Here is a 24,534-nt window from a genome sequence, read left to right as displayed (position 1 = left end):
TGGTTCTATAGCCGGTTGAAGGCGGCGGACTACTTCCGGTCGGCGTCATTGTTCGACGGGACTGCGCCGGACCTGCGGATGAGGGATGCGATCGAGGGGATTCGCGCTGGGCAGCAGGCGGATGGCAGGTGGGTTCAGGAGCGGCGGCATCCGGGGCGGGTGTGGTTCGAGGTTGATGTGCCTGCGGGGGAGCCCTCGAAATGGCTTACGTTCCATGCGATGCGCGTGCTCGAGTGGTGGGATGCGGCGGGTAGGTCACGGAATGGCGGCTCTCGAGTGCGGGAATGGACACTTGGTGAGTAGGGCGCTCCGGGAGTGGGAACTTGGACAGTGGCAAGACTGGGCGGTGATCGAGGAGGCCCGACATGAGCGAGTTCGTTTGCGACGAGTGCTGGCGCCGGGACAATCTGACCTTCGCGCAGCGACTGGATCCTGCGTTCATTCGGCCCGGACGTCGGCGGGTGTGCGAGGAGCATCGGGCGCGGGATGGGGCCCTGCATATTCGGACTCGCTGTGCGCGTAAGCCGAAAGAGGATGATTCGCAGCAGGATTGGGGCAATGAGAACGCTGCTTGAGGGCAGTGCCTGATTGCCACAGCGTACTGGGGGCTGAATCGCTACTGAGGGTGATGGGGAGCGCGGGCGGGGCGACCGGCAGACTGGTCGGCAATGAAACTGCCTGCGCTTCCCGATCTGCCGGTTCGCGGCGAGCTCGATCGTATTGTCGAGACGCTGATGGAGCGGGAGACCGCGGTGCTCGTCGCGCCGCCGGGGACCGGGAAGACGACATTGGTGCCCCTCGCATTGGCGGCGGGGGCGAGCGGGCGCGTGGTGGTGGCGGAACCGCGGCGGTTGGCGGCGCGGGCGGCGGCCGGGCGGATGGCATCGCTGCTGGGGGAAGCGGTGGGGGAGACCGTCGGGTATTCGGTGCGCGGGGATCGGCGGGTGGGGGCGAAGACGCGGATCGAGGTCGTCACGTCGGGGCTGCTGGTGCGGCGGTTGCAGGGTGATCCGGAATTGACCGGGGTGGATGTCGTGGTGCTCGATGAGTGCCATGAGCGGCATCTCGATGCGGATCTGCTGCTGGCACTGTTGCTCGATGCCCGCGAGGGATTGCGGCCGGACCTGCGGGTACTCGCCACCTCGGCGACGGTTGCGGCGGACCGGCTTTCGGCATTGCTGGGTGGTGATCGTGCCGCGCCCGTGGTGGAGGTCTACGGTCGGGCCTATCCGGTCGAGATGACGTATGTGCCGCAGCTCCCCCGAGAGCGCCTCGAGGGGCAGGTGGCGCGGGCTACTCGTGCCGCACTCGCCGGTATCGAGGGAGATGTGCTGGTCTTCCTGCCGGGCGCCGCCGAGATTCGGCGGACCGCGGACCTGCTGTCCGGATTGAACGGCGTGGACGTAATTCCCTTGCACGGGAGGCTTTCCGCCGCACATCAAGACACCGCATTGCGACCGGGGACGCGGCGGCGAGTGGTGCTGTCCACCGCGGTCGCGGAGTCGAGCCTGACGGTGCCGGGAGTGCGGGCCGTCGTGGATTCCGGGGTATCCCGGGTGCCGCGTATCGACCGCGGCCGAGGGCTGTCCGGCCTTGCGACAGTGCGAGTTTCGGCCGCCGTGGCCGAGCAGCGGGCGGGCCGCGCCGGGCGTGAGGCTCCGGGGCACGCGTGGCGCTGCTGGCCGGAGTACGAGCACGCGACACTGCCCGCCTACCCCGAACCGGAGATCAAGACGGCGGACCTGACGCGACTGGCCTTGGAACTGGCCTGCTGGGGCACCCCCGACGGTCATGGCCTGGCATGGTGGGATGCGCCGCCGCCCGGAGGACTGGCCGCCGGACGAGAAGTCCTGCGAGCGTTGGGCGCGGTCGATGCGGACGGCGCGGTCACCGATCGCGGCCGCCGCATGGCCAAACTGGGCTTGCACCCGCGATTGGCGCGAGCGCTACTCGACGGCGCCGCCCAGGTCGGCGCGCGATCAGCCGCAGAAGTGGTCACGTTCCTCGACGACGAAACCCTGAGCCCTGGCGTCGATCTCGTCGCCGGTCTGCGCACGCTCCGCCGCGAACGCCCGGACCGCTGGCGTCGCGAAGTCGACCGCCTCGCCCGCCTGATCGAACCGGCTTCGAACGGCCCGAGGTCGAAATCTGGTGGGGCCTCGATCGGCGATGCGACGCGGAGAACGGACGCGGATTCGGGTAGAGGCGCGGCGGTGGCCGGGGTTGCTGCGAGCGACGGCCCCGGGTCGAGAGCTGGCCGGGCACCGAACAGTGATGCAGCCGGGAAGATCACAGCGGCCGTAGGCCTTGACGGGGCGGGGAAGGTCGGGGCGTCTGCTGGCGATGCTGTGGCTGGGAAGGTCGGCGGTGGCGAGGCGGCAAAGGGTGGCGGTTCGGGGAAGGGGGATGATCCGGCTCTTGTTGTGGGGCTTGCGCATCCTGAGCGGTTGGCGCGGCGGCGGGGGGTGGGGTCGGCGAGTTATCTCATGGCGGGTGGCACCGCGGTGACGTTGCCGCCGGGGTCTGGGTTGGGGGATGCGGAGTGGTTGGCGGTGGCGGTGGCTACTCGGGATCCGGGGCGGGCGGAGGGGCGGATCAGGTTGGCTGCTGTTGCTGATGAGGGGTTGGCTCGGGAGGTTGCGCCGACCCTGTTGTCGATTACGGACGAGGTGGACTGGGTCGACGGGGATGTGGTTGCTCGGCGGGTGGAGCGACTGGGAGCGATCATGTTGTCGGAGAAGGCGATTCGGGAACCGGATCGGCGATTGGTCACGGAGGCGGTGCGGCGTGGGCTGATGGCGGCTGGGGTGGGGGTGCTGCGTTGGAGTGCCGACGCGGTCGCCCTGCGGCAGCGGCTGGACTTCCTGCATCGGACGCTCGGGGCACCTTGGCCCGCGGTTGATGACGAGTCGCTATTGGCCGATGTCGATGCTTGGCTGGGTCCGGAGCTTGCTACCGCTCGTCGGCGCGCCGATCTCGAGCGTATTGATGCGGGGCAGGTCTTGCGGCGGTTGCTGCCGTGGCCGGAGGCTGCGCGGTTGGATGAGCTTGCTCCGGAACGGCTCGAGGTTCCCTCGGGAAGCAGTCCGCGCCTGGACTATTCGGCCGATCCGCCGGTGTTGGCGGTGAAGGTGCAGGAGGTTTTCGGGTGGACGAGCACCCCTCGGCTCGCTGACGGTCGAGTATCTATTCTTCTGCACTTGCTGTCACCGGCTCATCGGCCGGTCGCGGTCACCGCGGACCTGGAATCGTTCTGGCGCACCGGGTGGCCGCAGGTTCGTGCCGATCTGCGCGGGCGCTATCCGAAACATGCCTGGCCGGAGGACCCCGCTACTGTCCAGGCGCACCGCGGGACCGCGCGTAATGCGTCGCGGGGGCGACCGATCTGAGTCCCTGGGCTGCTGGACTGGCCGCACCCCTCGGCGTGGGATTCGCCGAGGTCTACTGTGCCAGGCCGAGACCTACATGCTCATGACCCGCACCCAGGGCTGGAGCCCGGCGGACTACCAGCACTGGATGCATCGCACGTGGCTGCACTTCGCCACTACGCCCGGACCGTAAGGCCGGGCTGATCACTTCAAGCGCAGAGCATTTCAAGCGCAGAGCATTCAGACGCGGGCTCTGACGAACTTGTAGATCACCAGGATGATGATCGCGCCGATGATCGCGCCGATGAAGCTGTGCTCCACCGGGGGACGTAGATCGAATTTGTGGGGCGCGAAGACGAGGCTGCCCAGGGTCCCGCCGACATAGCCGCCGACTATGCCCAGGACGATGGTCATGATCCAGCCGAAGTCCTCTTTGCCTGGGACGAGGAGGCGGGCGATCGCACCCGCGATGAGGCCGATGATGATCATGGTGATGATGCCCATGGCGTGCTCCTTGCCTAGCGGTGTACCGCATCCTCGAAGGTAGCAGGGCTGGACGCCGATGTGAGCGTGTCGCAATACATCAGCGTGCCCGCGCCGACGAGGGCGTGCGGGGCAACCTCGGTAGGGCCGCCGCGACGGAAATACCCACTGCGCGCACGACTATGCGTGCGCTCCGCGAGGCGATGGCCATGCGCGATCCGGGCACGCTCGAGCCTCTGGGCTCCGCTCATCAAGCTAGCTGAAATGCTGCCGAAAAGTAGTGAAATGCGCAGGAAACAAAGGGAATACGAATATCCCCGTTCCGGTTGACAGCGTGTTCGGCCGGGCGGAACATAGTTGCGTATTACGGCACTTGGTGCGCAATACGCAACACTTTGGAGGCTCGGTGATGCAGCCGCGAGTCGTCATCATCGGTGCGGGAATCGTGGGAACCGCGCTGGCGGACGAAATCACCGGGCTCGGGTGGACGGATGTCACCGTCACCGATCGCGGGCCACTTTTCCGGACCGGTGGATCCACTTCGCACGCACCGGGATTGGTGTTCCAGACCAATGGTTCCAAGACCATGGCGGAACTGGCCCGGTACACGGTCGAGAAATTCACCGAACTGGAGGCATTCGACGCGGTCGGCGGCCTCGAGGTGGCGACCACCCCGCAGCGCTGGCGAGAACTCCACCGCAGGCACGGCTGGGCGAAATCGTGGGCAATCGAGTCGCGGCTGCTCAGCCCGGAGGAATGCGTCGCATTGCATCCGCTGCTGGACATCGAGCGAATTCTCGGCGGATTCCACACGCCCACCGATGGTTTGGCGCTCGCGCTGACAGCCGCCGAAAAGCAGGCGGCACGGGCGGCCGAGCGGGGCGCACAGTTCCTCGGCTACTGCGAGGTCGTCGAGGTGCTCCGCAATGACGGTCGCGTCACCGGCGTCCGCACCGCCGACGGCCAGGAATTCCCGGCCGACATCGTCATCAGCGCGGCCGGATTCTGGGGTGCTGAACTGGGCCGCCGCGTCGGGCTCACGGTGCCGCTGGTGCCCATGGCACACCAGTTCGCCAAGACCGGCCCGGTGCCCGCGCTGGACGGCGGCGAGCGGCTGCCCATGCTGCGCCATCAGGACGCGGACCTCTACTACCGCACCTACGGTGACCGCATCGGCATCGGCTACTACGGGCACGAGCCCCGGCCGATCGAGATGGAAAATCTCCTGCGCGACACCGCCGATGAACCGATGCCGTCCATGCTGCCGTTCACCGAATCGGAGTTCGAACCCGCCTGGGCGGAGAGCACGCACCTGCTGCCCGCGCTCGGCGACAGCAAGGTGGAGGAGGGCTTCGACGGCATCTTCTCCTTCACTCCCGATGGCTTTCCGGTGCTCGGGGAGCATCGCGAACTTGCCGGATTCTGGGTGGCCGAGGCGGTGTGGGTGACGCACTCCGCGGGAGTGGCTCGCGCGGTGGCGCAGTGGATCGTGCAGGGCGCACCGGAGATCGATCTGCACGAGGCCGACCTGTACCGCTTCGAGGAGGCCGCCCGCAGTCCGGAATTCATTCGGCGCACCAGCGTGCAGGCGTTCGTCGAGGTGTACGACATCATCCACCCGCATCAATACCGCGCCGAGCCGCGGAATGTGCGGACCAGCCCGTTCCATGCGCGGCAGTGTGAGATGGGCGCCTTCTTCTTCGAAGGTGCGCTGTGGGAACGCCCGGCCTGGTTCGAGAGCAATGCGGGTTTGGTGGGCGAGCTGGCCGCCGAAGGCGTGGACTTCCCCGAGCGCGACGACTGGTCCGGCAGTTTCTACTCGCCCATCTCGATCGCCGAAGCACGCTGGACGCGTTCGCATGTCGCCATGTACGACATGACACCGCTGACCCGATACGAGATCTCCGGCCGGGGCGCGGCGGCATTCCTGCAAGAGATGACCAGCAATGACGTCGGCCGCAAGCCCGGCGCGGTCACCTACACGCTGCTGCTGGACCAGAACGGCGGCGTCCGAAGCGATCTCACCGTCGCCCGGCTGGAAGATCAGCTGTTCCAGGTGGGCGCGAATGGCCCGCTGGATTTCGACTGGTTCACCCGGCACCTGCCCGGCGACGGCAGCGTCACCATTCGCGACATCACCGGCGGCACCTGCTGTGTCGGCGTCTGGGGACCGCAGGCGCGCAACGTGGTGCAACCACTGTGCGCGGATGATCTGTCGCACAAGGCATTCGGCTACTTCAAGGCGCTGCGCACCCATCTGGGCAGTATTCCGGTCACCATGCTGCGCGTGTCCTATGTCGGCGAACTCGGCTGGGAGATCTATACGACCGCCGAACACGGTGCGGCGCTGTGGGATCTGCTGTGGGAGGCCGGGCGCGAGCATCGGGCGATCGCGGCCGGGCGAATCGCGTTCAATAGCCTCCGGCTGGAGAAGGGCTACCGCTCGTGGGGCACCGATGTGACCATCGAACACACCCCGGAGGCGGCGGGACTGGGCTTCGCGGTCCGCATGAACAAGCCGTCCTTTATCGGCAAGCGAGCACTGGAATCGGCTGCACCGCAGGAGAAGACACTGCGTTCCCTGGTCTGCGATGACCCGCAAGCCGTGCTGCTCGGCAAGGAACCGGTCTCGGTGCACGGCAGCGTCGCCGGATACGTCACCAGTGCCGGGTACTCCGCGACGATCGGCCGCACCATCGCCTACGCCTGGTTGCCGAGCACGGTCCAGCCCGGAGATCCGGTCGAAATCGACTATCTGACACACACATTCACGGCCCGGGTGAACACCGAACCGGTGGTCGATCCCGATATGTCGCTGATCCGGAGGTAACGATGTCAGACACCTACGACGTCATAGTGATCGGCCTGGGCGGCATGGGCAGCGCCGCCGCCTACCACCTGGCCCAGGCCGGACATCGGGTACTCGGCCTGGAGAAATTCACGCCCGCCCATAACAAAGGCTCCAGCCACGGCGGCTCCCGTATCGTCCGCCAGTCCTATTTCGAGGACCCGGCCTATGTGCCGCTGCTGCTGCGCGCCTACGAGCTGTGGGAACAGCTGGCCCGGGATTCCGGTGACGAGGTCTTCCGGCTTACCGGCGGCCTCTACATCGGGCCGCCGGACAGTGAGACCGTCGCGGGCAGCCTGCGCGCCTCCCGGGAATGGTCGCTGCCGCACGAAATGCTCGATGCGCGCGAAATCCACAGGCGCTTCCCGAATTTCACGCCCGAATCGAAGTTCGTCGGACTCTATGAGGAGCAGGCCGGGTTCGCTCGCCCGGAGCTGACCGTGGCGGCCCACCTGGATCTGGCCGCCAAGGCCGGTGCGACCCTGCGGTTCGGTGAGCAGGTCGAGTCGTGGAAGGAGACCGGCGGCGGCGTCACCGTCACCACCGGGACCGGCACGTACACGGCCGGTCAACTGGTGATCTGTCCCGGCGCGTGGGCTCCGGAGCTACTGGCCGACCTCGGCATCGGCATCGAGATAGAACGCCAGGTCATGTACTGGCTCGACCCGGTCATCGGAACTCAGAAGTTCGAGCGCGACCCCATCTATATCGCCGAAAACGAAGCGGGCGAACAGATCTACGGTTTCCCCGCCATCGACGGCCCGGACGGCGGCGTGAAAGTTGCCTTCTTCCGCAAGGGCATCCCGTGCACTCCGGAGACCATCGATCGCCAGGTGCACGCCGAGGAGATCACCGAAATGCGCACGCGGGTACGCGAATTGCTGCCCGCCCTGGTCGGCCGCGCCATCCACGCCGCCACCTGCATGTACTCCAATACCTCCGATCAGCATTTCGTCATCGCCCGCCATCCCGCGCACGCCGCGGTCACCGTGGCCTGCGGATTCTCTGGGCACGGCTTCAAATTCGTGCCGGTGGTGGGTGAGATCCTCGCCGATCTCGCCATGTCCGGCGGCACCCGGCACCCCATCGACCTGTTCGCCCCGCAAAGGCTGGTATCCCTGTGACCTCGGATCTCATTCCCACCCTCGGCGGTGAGTATTACTGCGACCCGGCGATTTTCGCCGCCGAGCAGGCCAACATCTTCGAATCCATGTGGTTCTGCGCGGCCCGCGCCTCGGAGCTGCCGGACCCGGGCTGCTTCAAACGCGTGCAGGTGGGCCGGGAAAGCGTACTGATAGTGCGCGGCCGGGACGACGAGCTACGCGCATTTCTGAATGTGTGCCGCCATCGCGGTGCCATGATCTGCACCGAATCCGAGGGGCAGGTGCGGCGCACGCTGCAATGCCCTTATCACGCCTGGGCGTACGGATTGGATGGGAAGCTGGTCGCCGCACCGAATATCGGTTCCCTGCACGATGATTCGGGCGACCCCATCGACCGCGTCGCCCATGGGCTCATCCCGGTGGCGCTGCGGGAATGGCTCGGCTACGCCTGGGTGTGCCTGGCCGATGAGCCACCGTCCTTCGAAACCGAGGTCATGGGCGCGGTCACCGGGCGCTTGGGTGATCCGGTCGCCATCGACCGCTACGGGCTGGACCAGCTCGCCGTCGGCAAGCGCGTCGTCTACGACGTGGCCGCCAATTGGAAGCTGATCGTCGAGAACTTCATGGAGTGCTACCACTGCGCGGTCATCCACCCCGAATTGGTGGAAGTGCTACCGGAGTTCGCGAAAGGCTATGCCGCACAGTACTTCGTGGGACACGGCGCGGATTTCGGTGAGCGAATCGACGGCTTCACGGTGGATGGCCGCGCCGGGTTCGACCCACTGCCCGATCTCGCGCCGGAACAGGATCGCAAGTACTTCGCCGTCACCATCCGGCCGACGGTATTCGTGAATCTGGTGCCCGATCACGTCATCTTCCATCGCATGTACCCGATGGCGCACGACCGCACCATCGTCGAATGCGATTGGCTGTATGCACCCGATGTCGTCGAATCCGGCGGTGTGCTCGACCATTCCGTGGAACTGTTCCATCGCGTGAACGAACAGGATTTCGCGGCATGTGAGCGGACCCAGCCCGCCATGTCCTCGCGGGCGTATCGCAAGGGCGGCGTGCTGGTCCCGGCCGAACACCATATTGCCGAATTCCATGAGTGGGCCAGGAAGAAGGCGGACGGGCCGTGTTAGACGAACTCTGTAGTCCGCCGAACCTGTATATCGACGGAAAATGGGTGCACGCGGTCGGCGGCGGCACTCGTGACATCGTGAACCCTGCCGATGGCACGGTGATCGCCACCATCGACGAGGCCGATCGGGCTGATGCGGTGACCGCGGTGGCCGCGGCGCGCGCGGCCTTCGACACCGGCGGCTGGCCGCAGACGCCGGTGACGGAACGCGTGGCCTACCTGCTGCGCATTGCCGATCTGCTCGGCGAGGAACGAGATGCGCTGGCCCGCATCGAAACTCTCGACACCGGAAAGACGCTGCGCGAGAGTTACATCGATATCGACGATGTGATCTCGGTGTTCCGCTACTACGCGAATCTCGCTGTGACCGGCGCGGATCGGCTCATCGACACCGGGAATCCGGCAATCATCAGCCGGGTGGTGCGCGAACCGGTCGGGGTATGCGCGCTCATCGCGCCGTGGAACTATCCGCTGCTCCAAATGTCGTGGAAGATCGCACCCGCACTGGCCGCCGGGTGCACCATGGTGGCCAAACCCAGCGAGGTCACACCGCTCAGCACGATCGCGTTAATGCGCCTGATCGACCGGGCGGGCGTGCCGCCGGGCGTGGTGAACCTGATCCAGAGCAGCGGCGGCACAGTCGGTTCCGCACTCACCGACACCCCGGACGTGGACCTGATCTCCTTCACCGGCGGCGCGGCGACCGGGGAGACCATTGCCCGCAATGCCGCCACCCACATCACCAAGGTGGCTCTCGAACTCGGCGGCAAGAACCCGCACATCATCTGCGCGGACGCCGATTTCGACAGCGCGGTCGATGCCGTCCTCACCGGTGCGTTCCTGCATTCCGGCCAAGTCTGCTCGGCGGGCACCCGACTCATCGTGCACGAGTCCATCGCCGATGACTTCGTGACCGAATTGACCCGGCGCGCACGCAATATTCGCATCGGACCCGGCATGGACGAGGCCAGCGAGACCGGCCCCTTGGTCTCCGGACAGCACCGAGCCAAGGTCGAAGCCTATGTGGCCCTGGGCATTGCGGAAGGTGCGACGCTGATTACCGGTGGCTCCCGCCCCGATGACAAGCACCTACAAGCCGGAAGTTACTTCCTGCCCACCATTTTCGACGACTGCCGCCGCTGGATGCGCATCGTGCAGGAGGAGACCTTCGGCCCCATCCTCACCGTCGAACGCTTCACCGACGACGCCGAGGCCATCGCCCTGGGCAATGACACCGCCTACGGTCTGGCCGCCGGTGTCCGCACCGCCGACCCGGCCCGCGGTGAACGCATGGTCCGTGCCCTGCGGCACGGCACCGTGTGGCTCAACGACTTCGGCTACTACACCCCCGCCGCCGAATGGGGCGGGTTCGGCCGATCCGGTATCGGCCGCGAACTGGGTCCCAGCGGCCTGGCGGAATACCAAGAGACCAAACACATATGGCACAACACCGCTCCGGCGGTGGGCGGCTGGTTCGCCGACAACTGAATATGTTCTAGCGCGTCATTTTTGAAAGTTGGGCCGTCATGACGACCACCCGTCCCCCCGCTCCGACCACCTCCGCTCACGACCACGGTGTCGAAGAATTCGGCTATCGGGAATCATTGAGCCGTAGCATCGGCAAGTTCGCGAGTTTCGCCGCGGGCGTCAGCTACATCTCGATTCTCACCGGCACCTTCCAGATGTTCTATTTCGGGTACGGGACCGCCGGGCCGGGATATCTATGGTCGTGGCCACTGGTATTCCTAGGACAGTTGGCCGTGGCGCTGTGCTTCATGGAGCTGTCGGCCAAGTATCCGGTCGCGGGTTCGGTCTACAACTGGTCCAAGAAGCTCGGCAACAAACTTGTGGGCTGGTCGGCGGGGTGGCTCATGCTCACCGCCTCGATCGTGACCCTCGCGGCCGTGGCGCTGGCCATGCAGTTGAATCTGCCGCGATTGTGGAGCGGGTTCCAGATCATCGGCGACGGCACCGGCGAGTATGACTACGCCACCAATGCCGTCATTCTCGGCACCGTACTGATCACCTTCAGCACGGTCGTGAATGCGTTCGGCGTGAAGCTCATGTCGATGATCAATAGCGCGGGCGTGTTCATCGAGTTGATCGCGGCCGTCCTCATCGCGATCATTCTGGGATTCCACATCACTCGCGGGCCGAGCGTGTTTTTCTCCAGCAATGGCTACGGTGCGGGCGAGAGCGGCGGCTACCTGAGCGCCTTCCTGATCGCCTCGCTGGCTTCCGGCTATGTCATGTACGGATTCGACACCGCGAGCTCACTCGGCGAAGAGACGGTGGAGCCTCGGCGCACCGCACCCAAGGCGATCCTGCGAGCGCTGTTGGCGTCCTTCGTGATCGGTGGCGCGATCCTGGTGTTCGCGGTCATGGCGGCACCCAATCTGAGCGATGAGAAGCTCGGCACCACCGACGGCGGTTTGCAGTACATCGTCGAGCAGGTGATGTGGGGTCCGGCGAGCAAGGTATTCCTGGTGTGCATCGTGGTCGCGGTGACCGTGTGCTCGCTGGCGGTGCACTCGGCGGCCATCCGGCTCGCCTTCGCCATGGCGCGTGACAATGCGCTGCCGTTCGGTGAGCGGCTGGCCAAGCTGAGCGTGAAGCATCAGGCCCCGGTGGTCCCCGCGATCGTGATCGGTGTGCTGTCGGCGCTGATCCTCGTTCTCAATATCGGTCAGCCACAAGTCTTTACGGTGTTGACCTCCATTGCCGTCATCATGATCTACCTCGCCTACCTCATGGTGACCGGGCCGATGCTGTGGCAGCGGATCAAGGGCAATTGGCCCCCGCAGGATCTGCGTGACGGCGGCTACTTCACCATGGGCCGCTGGGGCATGTTCGTGAATATCGTTGCCGTGGTGTGGGGTCTGGGCATGGCCATCAACCTGGCCTGGCCGCGCGAGGCCGTCTATGGCTCGCCTTGGTACAACACCTGGGGTGCGTTCGTCTACATCGGCGCGATCCTGCTCGTCGGCCTGATCTGGTACTGGGTCAGAGGAGTTCGCGTCATCGGCATTCTCGCCTCGCATGCCGCCCCGACACCGGGGGAGGTGCCTGCCGCATGAGTGACACCTTCGATTACGTGATCGTCGGCGGCGGGTCGGCGGGCTGTGTGGTGGCGGCGCGGCTCAGCGAGGATCCGGACGTCACCGTGTGCCTGCTGGAGGCCGGGCCCTCCGATATCGGCGACGACAAGATTCTGCGGCTGGTCGATTGGATGCTGCTGCTCGAATCAGGTTATGACTGGGACTATCCGGTGGAACCGCAGGCCAGTGGCAATAGCTTCCTGCGTCACGCACGCGCCAAAGTGCTGGGCGGATGTTCCTCGCACAACTCGTGTATCGCGTTCTGGCCGCCTGCCGAGGGACTGAACGAGTGGGAGGCAATGGGGGCCACCGGATGGGGTGCGGAAGGGCTCCACCCGTATGTGACCCGGCTCGAAAGCAATGATGCGCCAGGCGATCAGCATGGGCACACGGGCCCGGTCGAGCTGCGTGACATTCCACCCAAGGACCCCTGCGGATACGCGGTGCTGGAGGCCGCGGCGCAGGTGGGATTGCCTACGGTGCAGTTCAATCGGGGCGAGACGGTCCGCAATGGCGCGGGCTGGTTTCAGATCAATGCGGATGGCGACAACATTCGCATGTCGTCCTCGCACGCGTACCTGCATCCGATCATCGGGACGCGCGGCAATCTGGAAGTGCGTACCGGGTGCTGGGTCAGCGAAATCCTGTTCGATGAAACGAATTCCGCGACGGGTGCGCGGTATCGCAGGCCGGATCTGACCGGCTTCGACACCGTGCACGCGCGCCGGGAGGTGATCATCAGCACGGGCGCGATCGACACACCGAAGCTGCTCATGCTCTCGGGAATCGGTCCCGAGGATCATTTGCGGGACATGGGAATTCAGGTGCGCGCGGATTCACCCGGCGTCGGCTCGAACCTGGACGACCACGTCGAAGGCCTGGTGTTCTGGGAATCCTCCCGGCCCATGATCACCACCTCGACGCAGTGGTGGGAGATCGGTGTATTCGCCACCACCACAGACGGTCTCACCCAGCCCGACCTGATGATGCACTATGGCAGCGTGCCCTTCGATATGAACACCGTGCGCTGGGGCTATCCGACCACGGAGAACGGCTTCTGTCTCACTCCCAATGTGACGCAGGGACATTCGCGCGGAACCGTCCGGCTTCGCTCCAGGGATTTCCGCGACAAACCGCGGGTGGATCCCCGCTACTTCAGCGATCCCGACGGCCACGACGAGCGCGTGATGCTGCACGGCATCCGGCTCGCCCGCCGCATTGCCGAGCAGTCTCCGCTGAAGGATTGGGTGGCAAGGGAACTCGCGCCCGGACCGGAGGCCGTCACCGACGCCGACCTCATCGATTACATGCACCGCACCCACAACACCGTTTACCACCCGGCCGCCACCGCACGCATGGGCGCGGTCGACGACCCCATGGCGGTGCTCGATCCGCAACTGCGCGTGAAAGGCGTGCGTAACCTCCGCGTCGTCGACGCCTCCGCCATGCCCAAACTCCCCGCCGTGAACCCGAATATCACCATCATGGCGATGGGGGAGAAGTGCGCGGCCCTGATCAAGGCCGACGGGTGACTCCGCCGGGTCCCCGACCTGCGGAAAACCCTGTGCCGCATACACTGGGAAGGCTATGGCGAACCAATCGGGCGAGGGGTCCGGCACCCGGCGAGACGGCGCGGCCGTGCAGTCCGTCGACCGTGCGCTGGCGGCCCTGGAAATAGTGGCCAAACTGGGAGCGGCCGGGGTCACCGAGATCGCGGCCGAACTCGGCGTGCATAAATCGACGGTATCGCGCCTGATCGCCGTCCTGGAAGCACGCGGCTACGTCCAGCAGCTCTCCGAACGCGGCAAGTACCGCTTGGGCTTCACCGTGGTCCGCCTGGCGGGTTCCACCAGCGCCCATATGGACCTCCCGCGCCAAAGCCAGGACGTCTGCGACGAACTCGCCGCCCGAGTAGGCGAAACCACCAATATCGCCATCCTCGACAGCGACCGCATAGTCAATGTCGTGGAAGCCGTCGGCTCCGCGGGCGTGGCCCTGCGCACCTGGGTGGGCCAATCCTGCCCCGCCCACGCCACCTCCAGCGGCAAGGTCCTGCTCTCCGACCTCACCGCCCCCGACCTCCGCGCCCACCTCAACCGCCGCCTGGAATCCTTCGCCCCCAACACCATCACCGACCTCCCCACCCTCCGCACCCAGCTCGCCCAGATCAAGACCCAAGGCTGGGCGGCCTGCGAGGAAGAACTCGAAATCGGCCTGAACGCGGTGGCCGCCCCCATCCGAGACTCCGACGGCCGCATAATCGCCGCCCTCAGCGTCTCCGGCCCGTCCTATCGCATGTCGGCCCAAAGCTTCCCGGAGATCGCCGCCCAGGCCGTCGAATCGGCCGCGGTGATCAGCCGTCGCCTGGGCTACACCGGCTGAACCTGCTACTTCGCGTTCTTGACCTTCTGCACCGCGTCGGTGAAGAACTTGTCGAAGGTGGCCTCGTCGGGGGTGCCGCTGATGGCGGAGACCTTGACTCCGACGGTGGTGCCGCGCAAGGTTGCCCAGCCTTGGTAGGAGGTTCGGGTCGAAGGGGCGCCGCCGGAGATGATGTTCGTGGCGGTGGAACGGTAGGCGACCGCGTCGGTGCCGGAGAGGGCGGCGGGGACCTTCAGCTTCTCGGTCTTCACCTTGGTGTCGATGGTGTCGCCTTCGATATCGGCGGTGGTGGAGACCTCAGCGCATTTGGCGTAGTTGTCGATCATCGGCTTCAGGTCCAGGACCTGGCTGGAGACGATGTCGACGTAGACGTTCATGTCATTGGTGGCACCGGCGACCATGGATGATTTGGCGAGCATGTCCTTGCTGGCGGCGGCCAGATCCACTTGCGCGCCACGGCATTCCTCGGGGGTGAGGGTGGCGTTCTTCATGTAGCTGTTGGCGTCGGCGAGACTCGCCTGGATCTTGTCCTGCGGGAGATCCATTTTGGTGACGCCCGCCGGGAACTCCGTATCGGAGAGCACCAGTTGGTCGCGGGGCGTGCTCGGGGGCGCGTCGTCGGCCGCCGAATCGCTCTTGCTGCTGCCGCATGCGGCGGTCAGCAGGACCGCTGCGCACGCGACCGCCGACACCCAAACTCCTGTGCTTTTCACGCGGCACAGCATGACATCGGGTGTCGGCGGGAGCGGCGAACTCGTGGCCGGAGCGGCGAGTCTCAGGCCAGGCGCACCGGCACGGCCGCCACATCGTTCTGGGTGAGGACCGGGAGATGGGTGATTTCCTCGGCGGGGACGGCCAGGCTCAGGCCGGGGAAGCGGTCGAAGAGGGCGGGCAGGGCGATGGAGGCCGCCAGGCGGGCCAGGGCCGCTCCGGGGCAGATGTGCGGGCCGTACCCGAAGGCGATATTGCGGCTCGCGGTCGGGCGGGTGGCATCGAATTCGTTCGCGTCCTCGCCGTGGATGGTGGTGTCGCGGCCGACGGCGCGATAGGAGATGACGACGCCCTCGCCCTTGTCGATCACGGTGTCGCCCAACGCAATATCCTCGGTGGCGAAGCGCATGAGCAGGTGTGTGAGCGGGCCGTCCCAGCGCAGGGTCTCCTCGATGGCCTGCTTCCACTCGATATCGCCGGAGCGGAGTTGCGCCAGCTGCTCGGGGCGAGACAGCAAGGCGCGCACCGCATTCAGGATGAGGCCGACCGTGGTCTCATGACCGGCGGCGACCAGGGCCTCGAGATTCCCGGCCACCTCTTCCTCGGTGAGCGGGTCACCGCCCTCATCGGCGAGGATGAGCGCGCTGGTGAGATCGTCACCGGGTTCGGCGGTCTTGCGGCGGACCATCTCGGCGAAATAGGCATCCAGATCAGCGATCACCTGCAGCCGTTCGTCCTGCGGGGTGAGCATGGAGAAGAACGCCTTGTACGAGGTCAGCAACTTGGGCTGATCCTCGCGCGGCACGCCCATGAGTTCACTGACCACGCGCATCGGCAGCGGATAGGCGAACACCTGCTTGAGGTCCACCACCGCGCCGTCGCGACCGGCCTCCTCGAGATCGTCGAGCAGTTCCTTGGTGAGGCGTTCGATGTACGGGCGCAACTGCTCCAGGCGGCGCGGGGTCAGCGCCTGGTTGGTCTTGATGCGCAGGCGGCGATGCTCGGCCCCGTCCACGGTGAACATGGAGCGTCCGGCGTCGATCATGCCGATCAGCGGCCACTGCCGGGTCACCACACCGGACTGCCACAGGCCCCAGGCATTGATGTCCTTGACAAGTCTTGTGTCGGTGAGCAATTGGCGCGCGAGGGTGTGGTCGGTGACGGTCCAGGCGGAGACGCCCAGCAATTCGATGCGGGTGAGCGCACCGGCGGCGCGCAGCCGCTCGGTCTCACCGGCCAGATCACTCACCATGGGATCGATGGCGATGGCATGCGGGCATGAACTCACTGAAAACCTCCGACAGCACGAACAGGCGTGAAAACAACAGGCAGGGAAGTCATTCCGCGCAGAAAAGGCGACGGACGCCGCACCAGGTTCTGGGCGGGCACGGCCAGATCCATGTCGGGCAGCCGATCCAGCAGCACCTCGATACCGGTTCGCGCGATGATCTCGGCGAGGTGCTGCGCCGCGAACGGGCAGCGGTATTCGCCGTGGCTGAACGCGAAATGGGCATTGTTGCCGGTATGCACGGCCTCGGAAACATGCTGGCGCACATGCGGATCGCCATTGGCGGCCGCCAGGCCGAGCAGCAGCATGTCACCCGCGCGAATAACCTTGTCGCCCAGGCGGGTATCACGCGCGGCCCAGCGCCCGGCCAGAATCTGGGTGGGGGTGTCCTCCCACAGCACCTCGTTCATGGCCTGGCCCACGCTGCGCCTGCCACCACCCAGTGCGGCGGCGAATCGATCGTCGGTGAGCATGAGCCGCATGGAGTTTCCGAGCCAGTCGCAGGTCGGGAGGTGACCGGCGGCGGTGATCGCCATCAGGTCGTTCGCGTATTCCTCATCGGTGAACGGCATCGGGTCGGCCAGCATGCGGGACACCAGGTCATCGCCGGGCCGGGCCTTCTTCATGGCCACCAGGCGCTGCATGTGCTGCATGAACCGCAGGTATGCGGCCTGGGCGTCCGCGCCGCCGTCGGCCATGACCTTCATGGTCCGGGCCAGGTCCGCGCCGTCCTCGTCCGGGAGGCCGAGCAGTCCGGCCAGGACCAGCACCGGGAGCGGTTCGGCGAAGTCGGCGACCAGGTCCGCGGTGCCGCGACCGCAGAAGCCGTCGATCAGCTGATCCGCCAATTCCTCACAGACACGGCGCAAGTGGAAGGGATCGACCGCCTCGAGGGCGGGCTCCACCATGGCCACATGCCTGCGATGCTCGGCGCCCGCGGTGAAGTAGATGGAGGGCATGGGCTGGCCGACCATGGGCAGCAGCGGCCAGTCGGCGGGGATATTGCCCCACTGATTCCACAGGCTCACATCGCGCGGGAACAGCTCGGGGGAATTGGTGACCTGATGCATCTCGCGATAGCCGATGACCAGCCACGCGGGCACACCGCCGGGCAGCTCGACCGCCACCACCGCGCCGTGTTCGCGGCGCATCTCGTTGTACAGGTGCTGCGGATCGGTGTGGAAGCGAGGGCCGCTGAGCGGCACGGTGCCGGGCTCGGGCCGCTGCACCGGGCAGCCGCCGCCGGACGCGGGGGAGGTCATGACAGGGCCTTCGGGGTGTTGAGGAATTCGACCAGCTCGATCAGGACGCGCTTGCAGGAGTCGCGGTCGCGGGCATCGCAGTCGATGAGCGGCACGTGCGGATCCAGGTCCAGGGCGTCGCGGACTTCCCGCGGGTCGGCCTGACCGCCGAAGTTATTGCACGCCACTATGAATGGCGTCCCCTGATGTTCGAGACGGTCGATGGCGTACCAGGAGTCCTCGATGCGGCGCTGATCGACCAGGACGATCGCGCCCAATGCGCCGGTGAACAGCCGGTCCCACAGGAACCAGAAGCGTTCCTGCCCAGGCGCTCCGAACAGGTACAGCACATGCTCGTCGTCGATGGTGATCCGCCCGAAGTCGAAAGCCACCGTGGTGGTGGTCTTTCCGGGCGCGCCACTCGGATCGTCCACGCCCTGGCCGACCTGGGTCATGGTGGCCTCGGTGTCGAGCGGGCGGATCTCGCTGATCGCGCGCACCATGGTGGTCTTGCCGACGCCGAAACCGCCCACGATCACGATCTTCAACCCGTGCCGGGCATCGGCGTGCAGTGGTGCGTCGGCGCGCGCGGGCCGGGGATCAAAGATTGCGGAGTCCAACGAGCACCTTCTCGAGCGTGGTGGAGTCGGGGAGTGAAGTCCATTGCGAGCCACCGGAATTGCTCGGATGACGCACCGTGATCCGGCCCGCGTGCAGCAGGTCCGACAGCAGAATCGTGGCGATGCCGACCGGCAGCCGCAGTTCGGCCGCGATCTCCACCACCGCGGTGGGTCTGCGGCACATGGCCAGGATCGCGGCATGCTCGGACTGCATGCCGGGGGCCGGATCGCATTCGCTGACCACGAGCGTGACGAGATCGAAGGCATCGGAATCCGGGCGGCTCCGACCGCCGGTCAGCGTGTAGAGCCGGTCCGGATCCTCGTTCGGCCTGGTCACGACACGCCCGCTCCCCGCACTCGCGGCGTGGTGGCCAAATGCTCGCCGAGCTGTTCCACCAGCTCGCGCATATTGTGGCCGACCAGCCCGGCATCGGCGTCCTCCGCGGCGACCACCGCGATATGCGCGCCGATTCCGGCCTCCACAATGAACAGAATCCCACCGTAGAACTCGGTCATCGACTGCCGCACACCCCCGCGCCCATCCCCGAACTCCACCGACGCCCCATGCGAAAGACTCTGAATCCCAGCCGAAATGGCGGCCAACTGATCCGCGCTGTCATTGCTCAGCTCGGGCGTATGGCAGATCTTCAACCCATCGCCGGACAACAATAGGGCGTGCCTGGCGCGCGGAGTGCGAGTGAGCAGTTGCTCCAGCAGCCAGCCCAGCTGCGTCGCGGCGGGCGTCCCATTCGGATTCATCAGTGTTCGGTCTCCAGGGAAACGGTCGGGGAAGGGGTTGCGCCGCCGGTGTTCTCGCGGTTCATCGCGCGCTGGAAGGCAGCGAGCGCGGACGGAGAAGAAGCCGGGCGAGCGGAGGGGGAAGTGCCTGCCGGATTCGAGCTCTCGGGCAAGAGATCCGGCAGCCCGCCCGGATGTACGGCGGCCAACGTGGTGCCGCGGCGGCGTTTGGGCAGGCCCGAGGCGGTTACGGCCGAAGTGGTGGAAGGTGCTGTGGCCGAGGCTGTTTCGTCGGCCAGATCGGTCGAAGCCCGGCCGGAATCGGCGGAACCGGTAGCGATCGCGGCGTTTTCGGCCGTGGCAGCGACGAGATCGGCCAAGGTACGGCCAGCGAGCCCGGCCTGTGCCGAACCGCTCGAGGTTCGCGGATCCTGTGCGGGGTAGGCCGGAGTCTCCGGTGGAGCGGGCAGGGTGCGGCCAGCAGACGCGGTCTGCGCGGAACCGGTCAAGGCTCGCGAATCCTGCTCGGGGTGGGCCTGAGTGTGCGGCGGAGCAGGCAGAGCGCGGGAGGGCTCAGCCTGTGGCGGGGAGTTCAGGATGTGGGAGCCGGTCTGCGACAGGGAAGTCAAGGCGCGTGCGGCGGGCTCGGCCTGCGGCAGGGAAGTGAGGGCGGCCGGTTCGAGCTGAGGTGCGGCGGGGAGAGTGCCTGCGGCGACCTCGGGTTGGGGGTTGATGGGGAGTTGGACCGGGAGGGGGATGGCGCTGAGGGTTCCGGTGCGGTCCAGGCGGGTGGTGAGTTCACGGGGGACGACCACGACTACGGCGGTGCCGCCGATGGCGGAGGGGCGGTAGGAGACGGTGAGTTCGTGTTTGCGGGCCAGGTGGCCGACGACGGCCAGGCCGAGGCGGGTGCCCGCGAGGGAGGAGAGGTCGGAGCCGTGACCGGTCTTGCCGGAGACGGTGAGTTCGGCTCGGCGCAAGGCGGATTCGCTCATTACGAGGCCGCTGTCTTCGATGGTGATCACGACGCCCGCGGGGACTTCGGCGGCGTAGACGTGGACCTCGGTGGTGGGCGGGGAGAAGTTGCAGGCATTGTCGAGGAGCTCGGCGAGTGCGTGCATGACGCCCTCGGCGGCGTGACCGGCGATGGCGATGTCGGAGACGGCGCGCAGGCGGACTCGCTGATAGCCCGCCACCCGGCCCATGGCTCCGCGCAGGATCGATTCCATGGCAATGGGTTTCGCCCAGCGCCGTCCGGAACGTGCGCCGCTCAGGACCGCGATGCTGTCGGCGAGGCGTCCCGCCTGGGCGGTTCGGTGGTCCAGTTCCAGCAGGTCGGCCAGGACCTTCGGGTCGCCGTGCCGGTGTTCCATCTCGCGTAGTTCGGCCAGCATGCTGGTGCTCATGGCCTGCATGCGGCCCGCCGCACCGGCGAAGGCGGCCATGGCGGCGGCCCGGCGATTCTCGCTGTCCCTGGCATCGCGCGCTTGGTGGCCCGCGGCATCGTCCAGGAGGCGAATCCTGGCTTCCACCTCGGCGATTCGGCCCTGCGCCTCGGTGACCACGGAGCCCATGCGCTGCTCGGCCTCGGTGATCACCGCCGCCGTGCGGGCCTCCGCCCAGGCCGCGCGCCCCTGACCTTCCCGCCGGGCGCGCTCGACCTCCGAGCGGTAGTACACGGCCGCCGTTACCGCCGCGCACAGCAGCGCGGCGAGCGCACTCGCGCCCACCGCCAAGGGAATTCGGAAATCATGAGGTGCGGCGAGGACCGTCGCGGCGACTCCCACAATGGAGAGCCCGATACACGTCGACAACGTCCGGAACGGGATCCGTGCGCCGCGAACGGCCTCCGGCTCGCCGCCCGGCGGATTCGATGACTCCGACAAGCTTCGCACTTCCGCACTCACGTTCACCGAGGCAGACGCCACGATGCGACCGAAAGCCCGGTTCGGAGCGCACGCCGAATAGGCGGGCCGACAAGAGGATTCGGATCTCGCGCACGAGCATAAGCGTCTGAGAAGGTCCGCGCTACCCGAGCCGTGAACCCTAGGCCGGAGTCGGCTCCGATGCGCGGGAGAGCAGCGTCTGCGCCCCGTAACCCACCAGGCAGACCATGTACAACACCAGTGCCGCGGCCGGGGCCACGAGCCCGATCGCCGCGATGACATCGAACGCCAGGAACCCGATCACCGCGAGTCGGCTCTCCCGCCGCACGAACTCCGCGTCATACCCCAGCTTGAGCAGACTCGGATTGCGCCGCAAGGCAATCCACATGACGAACCAGGCCAGCGCCTGCACCGCCGCCACCACACCGTAGAAGGCGGTGGCCACCCGCGCGTTCCACCCGCCGTCCTCGAGATGATGCGCCAGCACCGTCGTCGGAAACGGCAGGAACGCGACACACAGCAATAGCAGCAGATTCCCGCATTGCAGCAGCCCGTCCGCCCGCCGAATCCGCCCGAAGAAGGAGTGGTGGCACAGCCAGATAACGCCGATCGTCATGAACGACCCGGCATAGGCGAGGTAACTGGGCCACAATCCCAACAGTTCATGTAGCACATTGCCGCCATGGCCCTCGCCCCCCTCGGGAAGCCGAATCTCGATGACCAGCAGTGTGATGGCAATCGCCATCACCCCATCACTGAAAGCCTCGATGCGAGCAGTATTGGACGGCCGAGCCTCGATTTCGATCTCGCCGAGCGGTGAACCTTGTTGCATCCGTGCATTATCAGCGGCTCAGGCGTCGAGGTCGACGTCTGTTTCCTGCTCCGCCGCCATATTCCGAGTCCTGGCGCTCGCGATCAGTGAGCCGATGGCATAGGCGAAGATCGGGAGGCTGGCGAGCACGGCCCACCAATCGCCCAGGCGCACATCGGGCATGAGCAGGACCGCCCCGCGGGCAATGCTGGCGATCATCGCGAGCACGCCACCGGCCAGGAACAGCATCATGGGCAGGCGGTAGCGAGCCGGAAGCTCGCGCAGGCTCAGTGTCGCGGCGACAATGGTCGCGATGCTGCTGACCAGCATGGCCCCGGCGATCAGCCACTTGCGGGCATTGATCAAGTGGTCGGGGGATTCGACCGGGTCATAGGTGACCAGCACCGCGGCCAGCACGACCGCCAGCGTCACGTAGATGGCCTTGATCAGGGTGGGCCGCGCCCACGCCTGGGCGACGGTCACCGTGAGCAGGGCCGCGGCCGAGATCGACGCCACCTGCGCGAGGAGTTCGGGCAGTCGCTCGTAATGCAGCGTCGTGGCCGCGAAATCCTCGGCCGCCCGGTGAATCACGGGCGTGCGCATGACGGCCCACACGGCCAGCAGCGCCAAACCGAGCGTCAGCGGCCGGGACTGCGTGTTCGGCCACCGTGGCGCGCGCACCACGGCCGCCGCCGCGGCGACCAGGGCGGCGAGAATCGGAACGGCATTGGTCACTGGAACAGCCTCGCGCCTGCCTCGCCGTGCGAGGGCTTGCGCGGCGGTGTGTCCTCGTTCTCTTTATCGCGCCGCAATAACTCGGTGAGCAATTGCCGAGTCGTCGCATGCCGGATGGCGCTGCCGGATCCGGCGCGCTGTGCCTCGGCTTCGGTAATGATTCCGGCGACCACCTGCACCTCGACCGGATTCGCGGCATAGGCCCGCGCGATCTCGATGAGCGTCTCCACCGGCGGCGTCGGCATGGCCAGATGCCGGGCGAGGGTGGCCTGCGGGATTCCGGTGACAGCGGCGATGGACCGGGTGCTGTCCCCGCCGGTGAGGTCCTCGATCCACCGTTTCAGCTGCTCTTGCACCGCGTCATTGTCGCACCGGTCCTGCCTCATCTCTGAGGCATGGCGCCGTCGTGTCGAGCCGATGGTCTTCGTGACTGCCCTAGACCGTGGTGTAACGGCTGCCGGTACGGACGCCGTCACGGATCTGGTAGACGCGGGACGTGGTGATGTCGCCCGCGGCCTTGGCAATGAGAAAGACGCGCTCGCCCGCGGCGGTGGCTTCCTTGATTTTGGTGCGCCACAGGGCGTCCGCGGCTTGTGCGGCGGCCTTGGCGGCTTCCTTGGCCATGGTGGCCTCGCGGATGTGGTCGAGGTGCTGATCCGTGGTCATGGTCTCTCCTGCGATCCAAGTTCGGGGTCGTTGGGGGTCCACAAAAAGTAAGTGCTGGAGTGAACCATTGTCAAGACTGTTTGGACCGAAAATGAGGCAAACATGATTCGGGAAGACGCAGACTGCGACGTCATTGGCTTGAAAAACGCGATTGTTGGGCAGGACACTCTGTCGCGTCTGAGGGACGGTCTGTCTCGGTTCCGGTGAGTCACGTGGTGATCGCTCGGTCCGGCGGCTCGAGCGACCTCGGGTATTCCAGGGTTCGCTCGCCGCGTAATCGGCCCCGCCGACTTGACCTCAACATCACTCGAGGTTCGAAGCTGTGGAAGTCGGATTGCGAGAACGAAAGGGCGGCAGTGAGATGCGCGTAGTAGAGGCCAAGGCCTTCGGAGGACCCGAGACGCTGACCGTGAGCGAAGCCCCCGATCCGGTCGCCGGACCCGGCGAAGTCGTGGTGCGGGTCGAGGCGGCCGACGTCATGTTCCTGGACACCCTGCTGCGCAGCGGCTGGGCCAAGAACTTCTTCCCGGTCGAACCGCCCTTCGTGCCCGGCGGAGCGGTCGCCGGAGTAGTGGAATCGGTCGGCGAAGGCGTCGACTCGAGCTGGATCGGCAAGCGCGTCGCCACCCCCACGGCCGCCAGCGGCATCGGCGGCGGCACCCCTACCGGCGGCTACGCCGAGAAGGCCCTCGCCAAGGCCGACACCCTGGCCACCGTCCCCGACGAACTCGGCCTCACCCAGGCGGTGGCGCTGGTCCACGACGGCCGCACCTCCCTCGCGGTGGCCGACCGAGCCGCCATCCAGCCCGGCGAATGGGTACTGATCACCGCCGCCGCGGGCGGACTCGGAACCCTCTTGATCCAGCTCGCTCGATCGGCGGGCGCACAGGTCATCGCCGCGGCACGAGGAACCGCGAAACTCGCACTCGCACAACGACTCGGCGCTCACGCGGTGGTCGACTACTCCGAGGACGGCTGGGTGGATCAGGTGCGCGACCTGACCGGCGGCGTCCAGGTCGTACTCGACGGCGCGGGCGGCGAGACCGGCCGAGCCGCCCTGGCCGCGGTCGCCCCCGGCGGGCGAATCATCGGATACGGCAATGCCGCAGGAGGATTCGCGGCCTTCGACCCGGAAGCGGCAGCGGCACAGAACATCACGATCATCTCCCTCATGGAGATCACCGCCAGCGGCGTCGACTGGAACGCTCTGCACAACCGGGCCCAAACCGAAGCAGCCTCCGGCCGCCTGGAAGTGGTGGTCGGCCAAAGCTTCCCCCTCGCGGAAGCCTCCGCCGCCCACGCCGCCATCGAATCCCGCTCCGCCGCGGGTCGCACCATCCTGACCGTCTAATCCCCGGTGAGCATGCAGTGGTGCAGGCGCTTCTCGGCGTGTCTCCTGCACCACTGCATGC

23 protein-coding genes are annotated in these 24,534 nt (G+C 66.7%); 10 read left to right on the top strand and 13 right to left on the bottom strand.

Annotation, left to right across the window (positions count from 1 at the left end):
• The first annotated feature begins 365 nt into the window (after positions 1-365).
• Both AB0N05_RS14930 and AB0N05_RS14925 read left to right on the top strand, forming a co-directional pair.
• A complete protein-coding gene (locus AB0N05_RS14930) occupies positions 366-575 on the top strand; it encodes a hypothetical protein (RefSeq protein WP_364693055.1) in 210 nt (69 codons plus the stop codon).
• A gap of 93 nt (positions 576-668) precedes the next feature.
• Positions 669-3,389 (top strand): ATP-dependent helicase C-terminal domain-containing protein, encoded by a 2,721-nt coding sequence (locus AB0N05_RS14925; protein ID WP_364693052.1) that lies wholly within the window; start codon positions 669-671, stop codon positions 3,387-3,389.
• Between the two features lie 219 nt (positions 3,390-3,608).
• Here the strand turns inward: AB0N05_RS14925 and AB0N05_RS14920 are convergent, their stop codons facing one another.
• Both AB0N05_RS14920 and AB0N05_RS14915 read right to left on the bottom strand, forming a co-directional pair.
• Positions 3,609-3,872, bottom strand: coding sequence for a GlsB/YeaQ/YmgE family stress response membrane protein (locus tag AB0N05_RS14920; protein WP_364693049.1), 264 nt, complete (start codon positions 3,870-3,872; stop codon positions 3,609-3,611).
• A gap of 14 nt (positions 3,873-3,886) precedes the next feature.
• Entirely contained in the window at positions 3,887-4,102 is a 216-nt protein-coding gene (locus tag AB0N05_RS14915; protein WP_364693046.1) for a hypothetical protein, read from the bottom strand.
• A 158-nt stretch (positions 4,103-4,260) separates the two neighbouring features.
• Between AB0N05_RS14915 and AB0N05_RS14910 the strand changes: the two genes are divergently transcribed.
• From AB0N05_RS14910 to AB0N05_RS14880, 7 genes are read left to right on the top strand one after another with little or no spacing between them, the layout of a single operon-like run.
• Positions 4,261-6,681: an FAD-dependent oxidoreductase gene (locus AB0N05_RS14910; RefSeq protein WP_364694586.1), complete on the top strand. Its 2,421-nt coding sequence runs from the start codon at positions 4,261-4,263 to the stop codon at positions 6,679-6,681.
• Positions 6,682-6,683: 2 nt separating this feature from the next.
• Positions 6,684-7,823 carry an N-methyl-L-tryptophan oxidase gene (gene solA / locus AB0N05_RS14905; protein ID WP_364693043.1) on the top strand — a complete coding sequence of 380 codons (1,140 nt, stop codon included), beginning with the start codon at positions 6,684-6,686 and terminating at the stop codon, positions 7,821-7,823.
• A complete protein-coding gene (locus AB0N05_RS14900) occupies positions 7,814-8,947 on the top strand; it encodes an aromatic ring-hydroxylating dioxygenase subunit alpha (protein ID WP_364694583.1) in 1,134 nt (377 codons plus the stop codon). Before solA ends, AB0N05_RS14900 begins: the two co-directional genes overlap by 10 nt.
• The gene (locus tag AB0N05_RS14895; RefSeq protein WP_364693040.1) at positions 8,941-10,434 is read left to right on the top strand and encodes an aldehyde dehydrogenase family protein; all 1,494 of its coding nucleotides are present in this window, start codon (positions 8,941-8,943) and stop codon (positions 10,432-10,434) included. The genes AB0N05_RS14900 and AB0N05_RS14895 overlap by 7 nt, the downstream gene beginning before the upstream one ends.
• A gap of 38 nt (positions 10,435-10,472) precedes the next feature.
• The gene (locus tag AB0N05_RS14890; RefSeq protein ID WP_364693037.1) at positions 10,473-12,023 is read left to right on the top strand and encodes an APC family permease; all 1,551 of its coding nucleotides are present in this window, start codon (positions 10,473-10,475) and stop codon (positions 12,021-12,023) included.
• On the top strand, positions 12,020-13,576 hold the full coding sequence (locus AB0N05_RS14885) for a GMC oxidoreductase (protein ID WP_364693034.1): 1,557 nt from the start codon (positions 12,020-12,022) through the stop codon (positions 13,574-13,576). Before AB0N05_RS14890 ends, AB0N05_RS14885 begins: the two co-directional genes overlap by 4 nt.
• 55 nt (positions 13,577-13,631) lie before the next feature.
• A complete protein-coding gene (locus AB0N05_RS14880) occupies positions 13,632-14,426 on the top strand; it encodes an IclR family transcriptional regulator (protein ID WP_364693031.1) in 795 nt (264 codons plus the stop codon).
• 5 nt (positions 14,427-14,431) lie between these two features.
• On the opposite strand, the gene AB0N05_RS14875 is transcribed toward AB0N05_RS14880, so the two are convergent.
• The 11 genes from AB0N05_RS14875 to AB0N05_RS14825 form a co-directional block, all read right to left on the bottom strand.
• The gene (locus AB0N05_RS14875) at positions 14,432-15,118 is read right to left on the bottom strand and encodes a hypothetical protein (protein ID WP_364693028.1); all 687 of its coding nucleotides are present in this window, start codon (positions 15,116-15,118) and stop codon (positions 14,432-14,434) included.
• 83 nt (positions 15,119-15,201) lie between these two features.
• Positions 15,202-16,425: a cytochrome P450 gene (locus AB0N05_RS14870; RefSeq protein ID WP_364693025.1), complete on the bottom strand. Its 1,224-nt coding sequence runs from the start codon at positions 16,423-16,425 to the stop codon at positions 15,202-15,204.
• Complete coding sequence (locus tag AB0N05_RS14865; protein ID WP_364693022.1) at positions 16,422-17,687, bottom strand: cytochrome P450; 1,266 nt, start codon at positions 17,685-17,687, stop codon at positions 16,422-16,424. Before AB0N05_RS14865 ends, AB0N05_RS14870 begins: the two co-directional genes overlap by 4 nt.
• Positions 17,684-18,214 (bottom strand): ATP/GTP-binding protein, encoded by a 531-nt coding sequence (locus AB0N05_RS14860; protein ID WP_364694580.1) that lies wholly within the window; start codon positions 18,212-18,214, stop codon positions 17,684-17,686. Before AB0N05_RS14860 ends, AB0N05_RS14865 begins: the two co-directional genes overlap by 4 nt.
• 52 nt (positions 18,215-18,266) lie before the next feature.
• A complete protein-coding gene (locus tag AB0N05_RS14855) occupies positions 18,267-18,623 on the bottom strand; it encodes a DUF742 domain-containing protein (protein WP_364693019.1) in 357 nt (118 codons plus the stop codon).
• Positions 18,620-19,045 (bottom strand): roadblock/LC7 domain-containing protein, encoded by a 426-nt coding sequence (locus AB0N05_RS14850; RefSeq protein WP_364693016.1) that lies wholly within the window; start codon positions 19,043-19,045, stop codon positions 18,620-18,622. Before AB0N05_RS14850 ends, AB0N05_RS14855 begins: the two co-directional genes overlap by 4 nt.
• Positions 19,045-20,910, bottom strand: a complete 1,866-nt coding sequence (locus tag AB0N05_RS14845; RefSeq protein ID WP_364693013.1) for an ATP-binding protein — start codon at positions 20,908-20,910, stop codon at positions 19,045-19,047. The genes AB0N05_RS14850 and AB0N05_RS14845 overlap by 1 nt, the downstream gene beginning before the upstream one ends.
• Before the next feature lie 160 nt (positions 20,911-21,070).
• Positions 21,071-21,742, bottom strand: a complete 672-nt coding sequence (locus tag AB0N05_RS14840) for a TMEM175 family protein (protein ID WP_364693010.1) — start codon at positions 21,740-21,742, stop codon at positions 21,071-21,073.
• Positions 21,743-21,760: 18 nt separating this feature from the next.
• The gene (locus tag AB0N05_RS14835; RefSeq protein ID WP_364693007.1) at positions 21,761-22,456 is read right to left on the bottom strand and encodes a hypothetical protein; all 696 of its coding nucleotides are present in this window, start codon (positions 22,454-22,456) and stop codon (positions 21,761-21,763) included.
• Positions 22,453-22,812, bottom strand: coding sequence for a hypothetical protein (locus AB0N05_RS14830; RefSeq protein WP_364693004.1), 360 nt, complete (start codon positions 22,810-22,812; stop codon positions 22,453-22,455). Before AB0N05_RS14830 ends, AB0N05_RS14835 begins: the two co-directional genes overlap by 4 nt.
• Before the next feature lie 79 nt (positions 22,813-22,891).
• Positions 22,892-23,122, bottom strand: coding sequence for a hypothetical protein (locus AB0N05_RS14825; RefSeq protein WP_364693002.1), 231 nt, complete (start codon positions 23,120-23,122; stop codon positions 22,892-22,894).
• A gap of 322 nt (positions 23,123-23,444) precedes the next feature.
• Between AB0N05_RS14825 and AB0N05_RS14820 the strand changes: the two genes are divergently transcribed.
• Complete coding sequence (locus AB0N05_RS14820; protein ID WP_364692999.1) at positions 23,445-24,473, top strand: zinc-binding dehydrogenase; 1,029 nt, start codon at positions 23,445-23,447, stop codon at positions 24,471-24,473.
• Positions 24,474-24,534 lie beyond the last annotated feature (61 nt).

The sequence above is a fragment of the Nocardia sp. NPDC051030 genome (assembly GCF_040683015.1).
GTDB lineage: Bacteria > Actinomycetota > Actinomycetes > Mycobacteriales > Mycobacteriaceae > Nocardia.
This window is presented reverse-complemented; position numbering and strand designations above follow the sequence as displayed.

Bases quoted from the DNA above. Each gene is read 5' to 3' on its own strand.
- AB0N05_RS14930 (WP_364693055.1), top strand. From the start codon at position 366: ATGAGCGAGTTCGTTTGCGACGAGTGCTGGCGCCGGGACAATCTGACC.
- AB0N05_RS14925 (WP_364693052.1), top strand. From the start codon at position 669: ATGAAACTGCCTGCGCTTCCCGATCTGCCGGTTCGCGGCGAGCTCGAT.
- AB0N05_RS14920 (WP_364693049.1), bottom strand. From the start codon at position 3,872: ATGGGCATCATCACCATGATCATCATCGGCCTCATCGCGGGTGCGATC.
- AB0N05_RS14915 (WP_364693046.1), bottom strand. From the start codon at position 4,102: ATGAGCGGAGCCCAGAGGCTCGAGCGTGCCCGGATCGCGCATGGCCAT.
- AB0N05_RS14910 (WP_364694586.1), top strand. From the start codon at position 4,261: ATGCAGCCGCGAGTCGTCATCATCGGTGCGGGAATCGTGGGAACCGCG.
- solA (WP_364693043.1), top strand. From the start codon at position 6,684: ATGTCAGACACCTACGACGTCATAGTGATCGGCCTGGGCGGCATGGGC.
- AB0N05_RS14890 (WP_364693037.1), top strand. From the start codon at position 10,473: ATGACGACCACCCGTCCCCCCGCTCCGACCACCTCCGCTCACGACCAC.
- AB0N05_RS14885 (WP_364693034.1), top strand. From the start codon at position 12,020: ATGAGTGACACCTTCGATTACGTGATCGTCGGCGGCGGGTCGGCGGGC.
- AB0N05_RS14880 (WP_364693031.1), top strand. From the start codon at position 13,632: ATGGCGAACCAATCGGGCGAGGGGTCCGGCACCCGGCGAGACGGCGCG.
- AB0N05_RS14865 (WP_364693022.1), bottom strand. From the start codon at position 17,687: ATGACCTCCCCCGCGTCCGGCGGCGGCTGCCCGGTGCAGCGGCCCGAG.
- AB0N05_RS14850 (WP_364693016.1), bottom strand. From the start codon at position 19,045: ATGAATCCGAATGGGACGCCCGCCGCGACGCAGCTGGGCTGGCTGCTG.
- AB0N05_RS14840 (WP_364693010.1), bottom strand. From the start codon at position 21,742: ATGCAACAAGGTTCACCGCTCGGCGAGATCGAAATCGAGGCTCGGCCG.
- AB0N05_RS14825 (WP_364693002.1), bottom strand. From the start codon at position 23,122: ATGACCACGGATCAGCACCTCGACCACATCCGCGAGGCCACCATGGCC.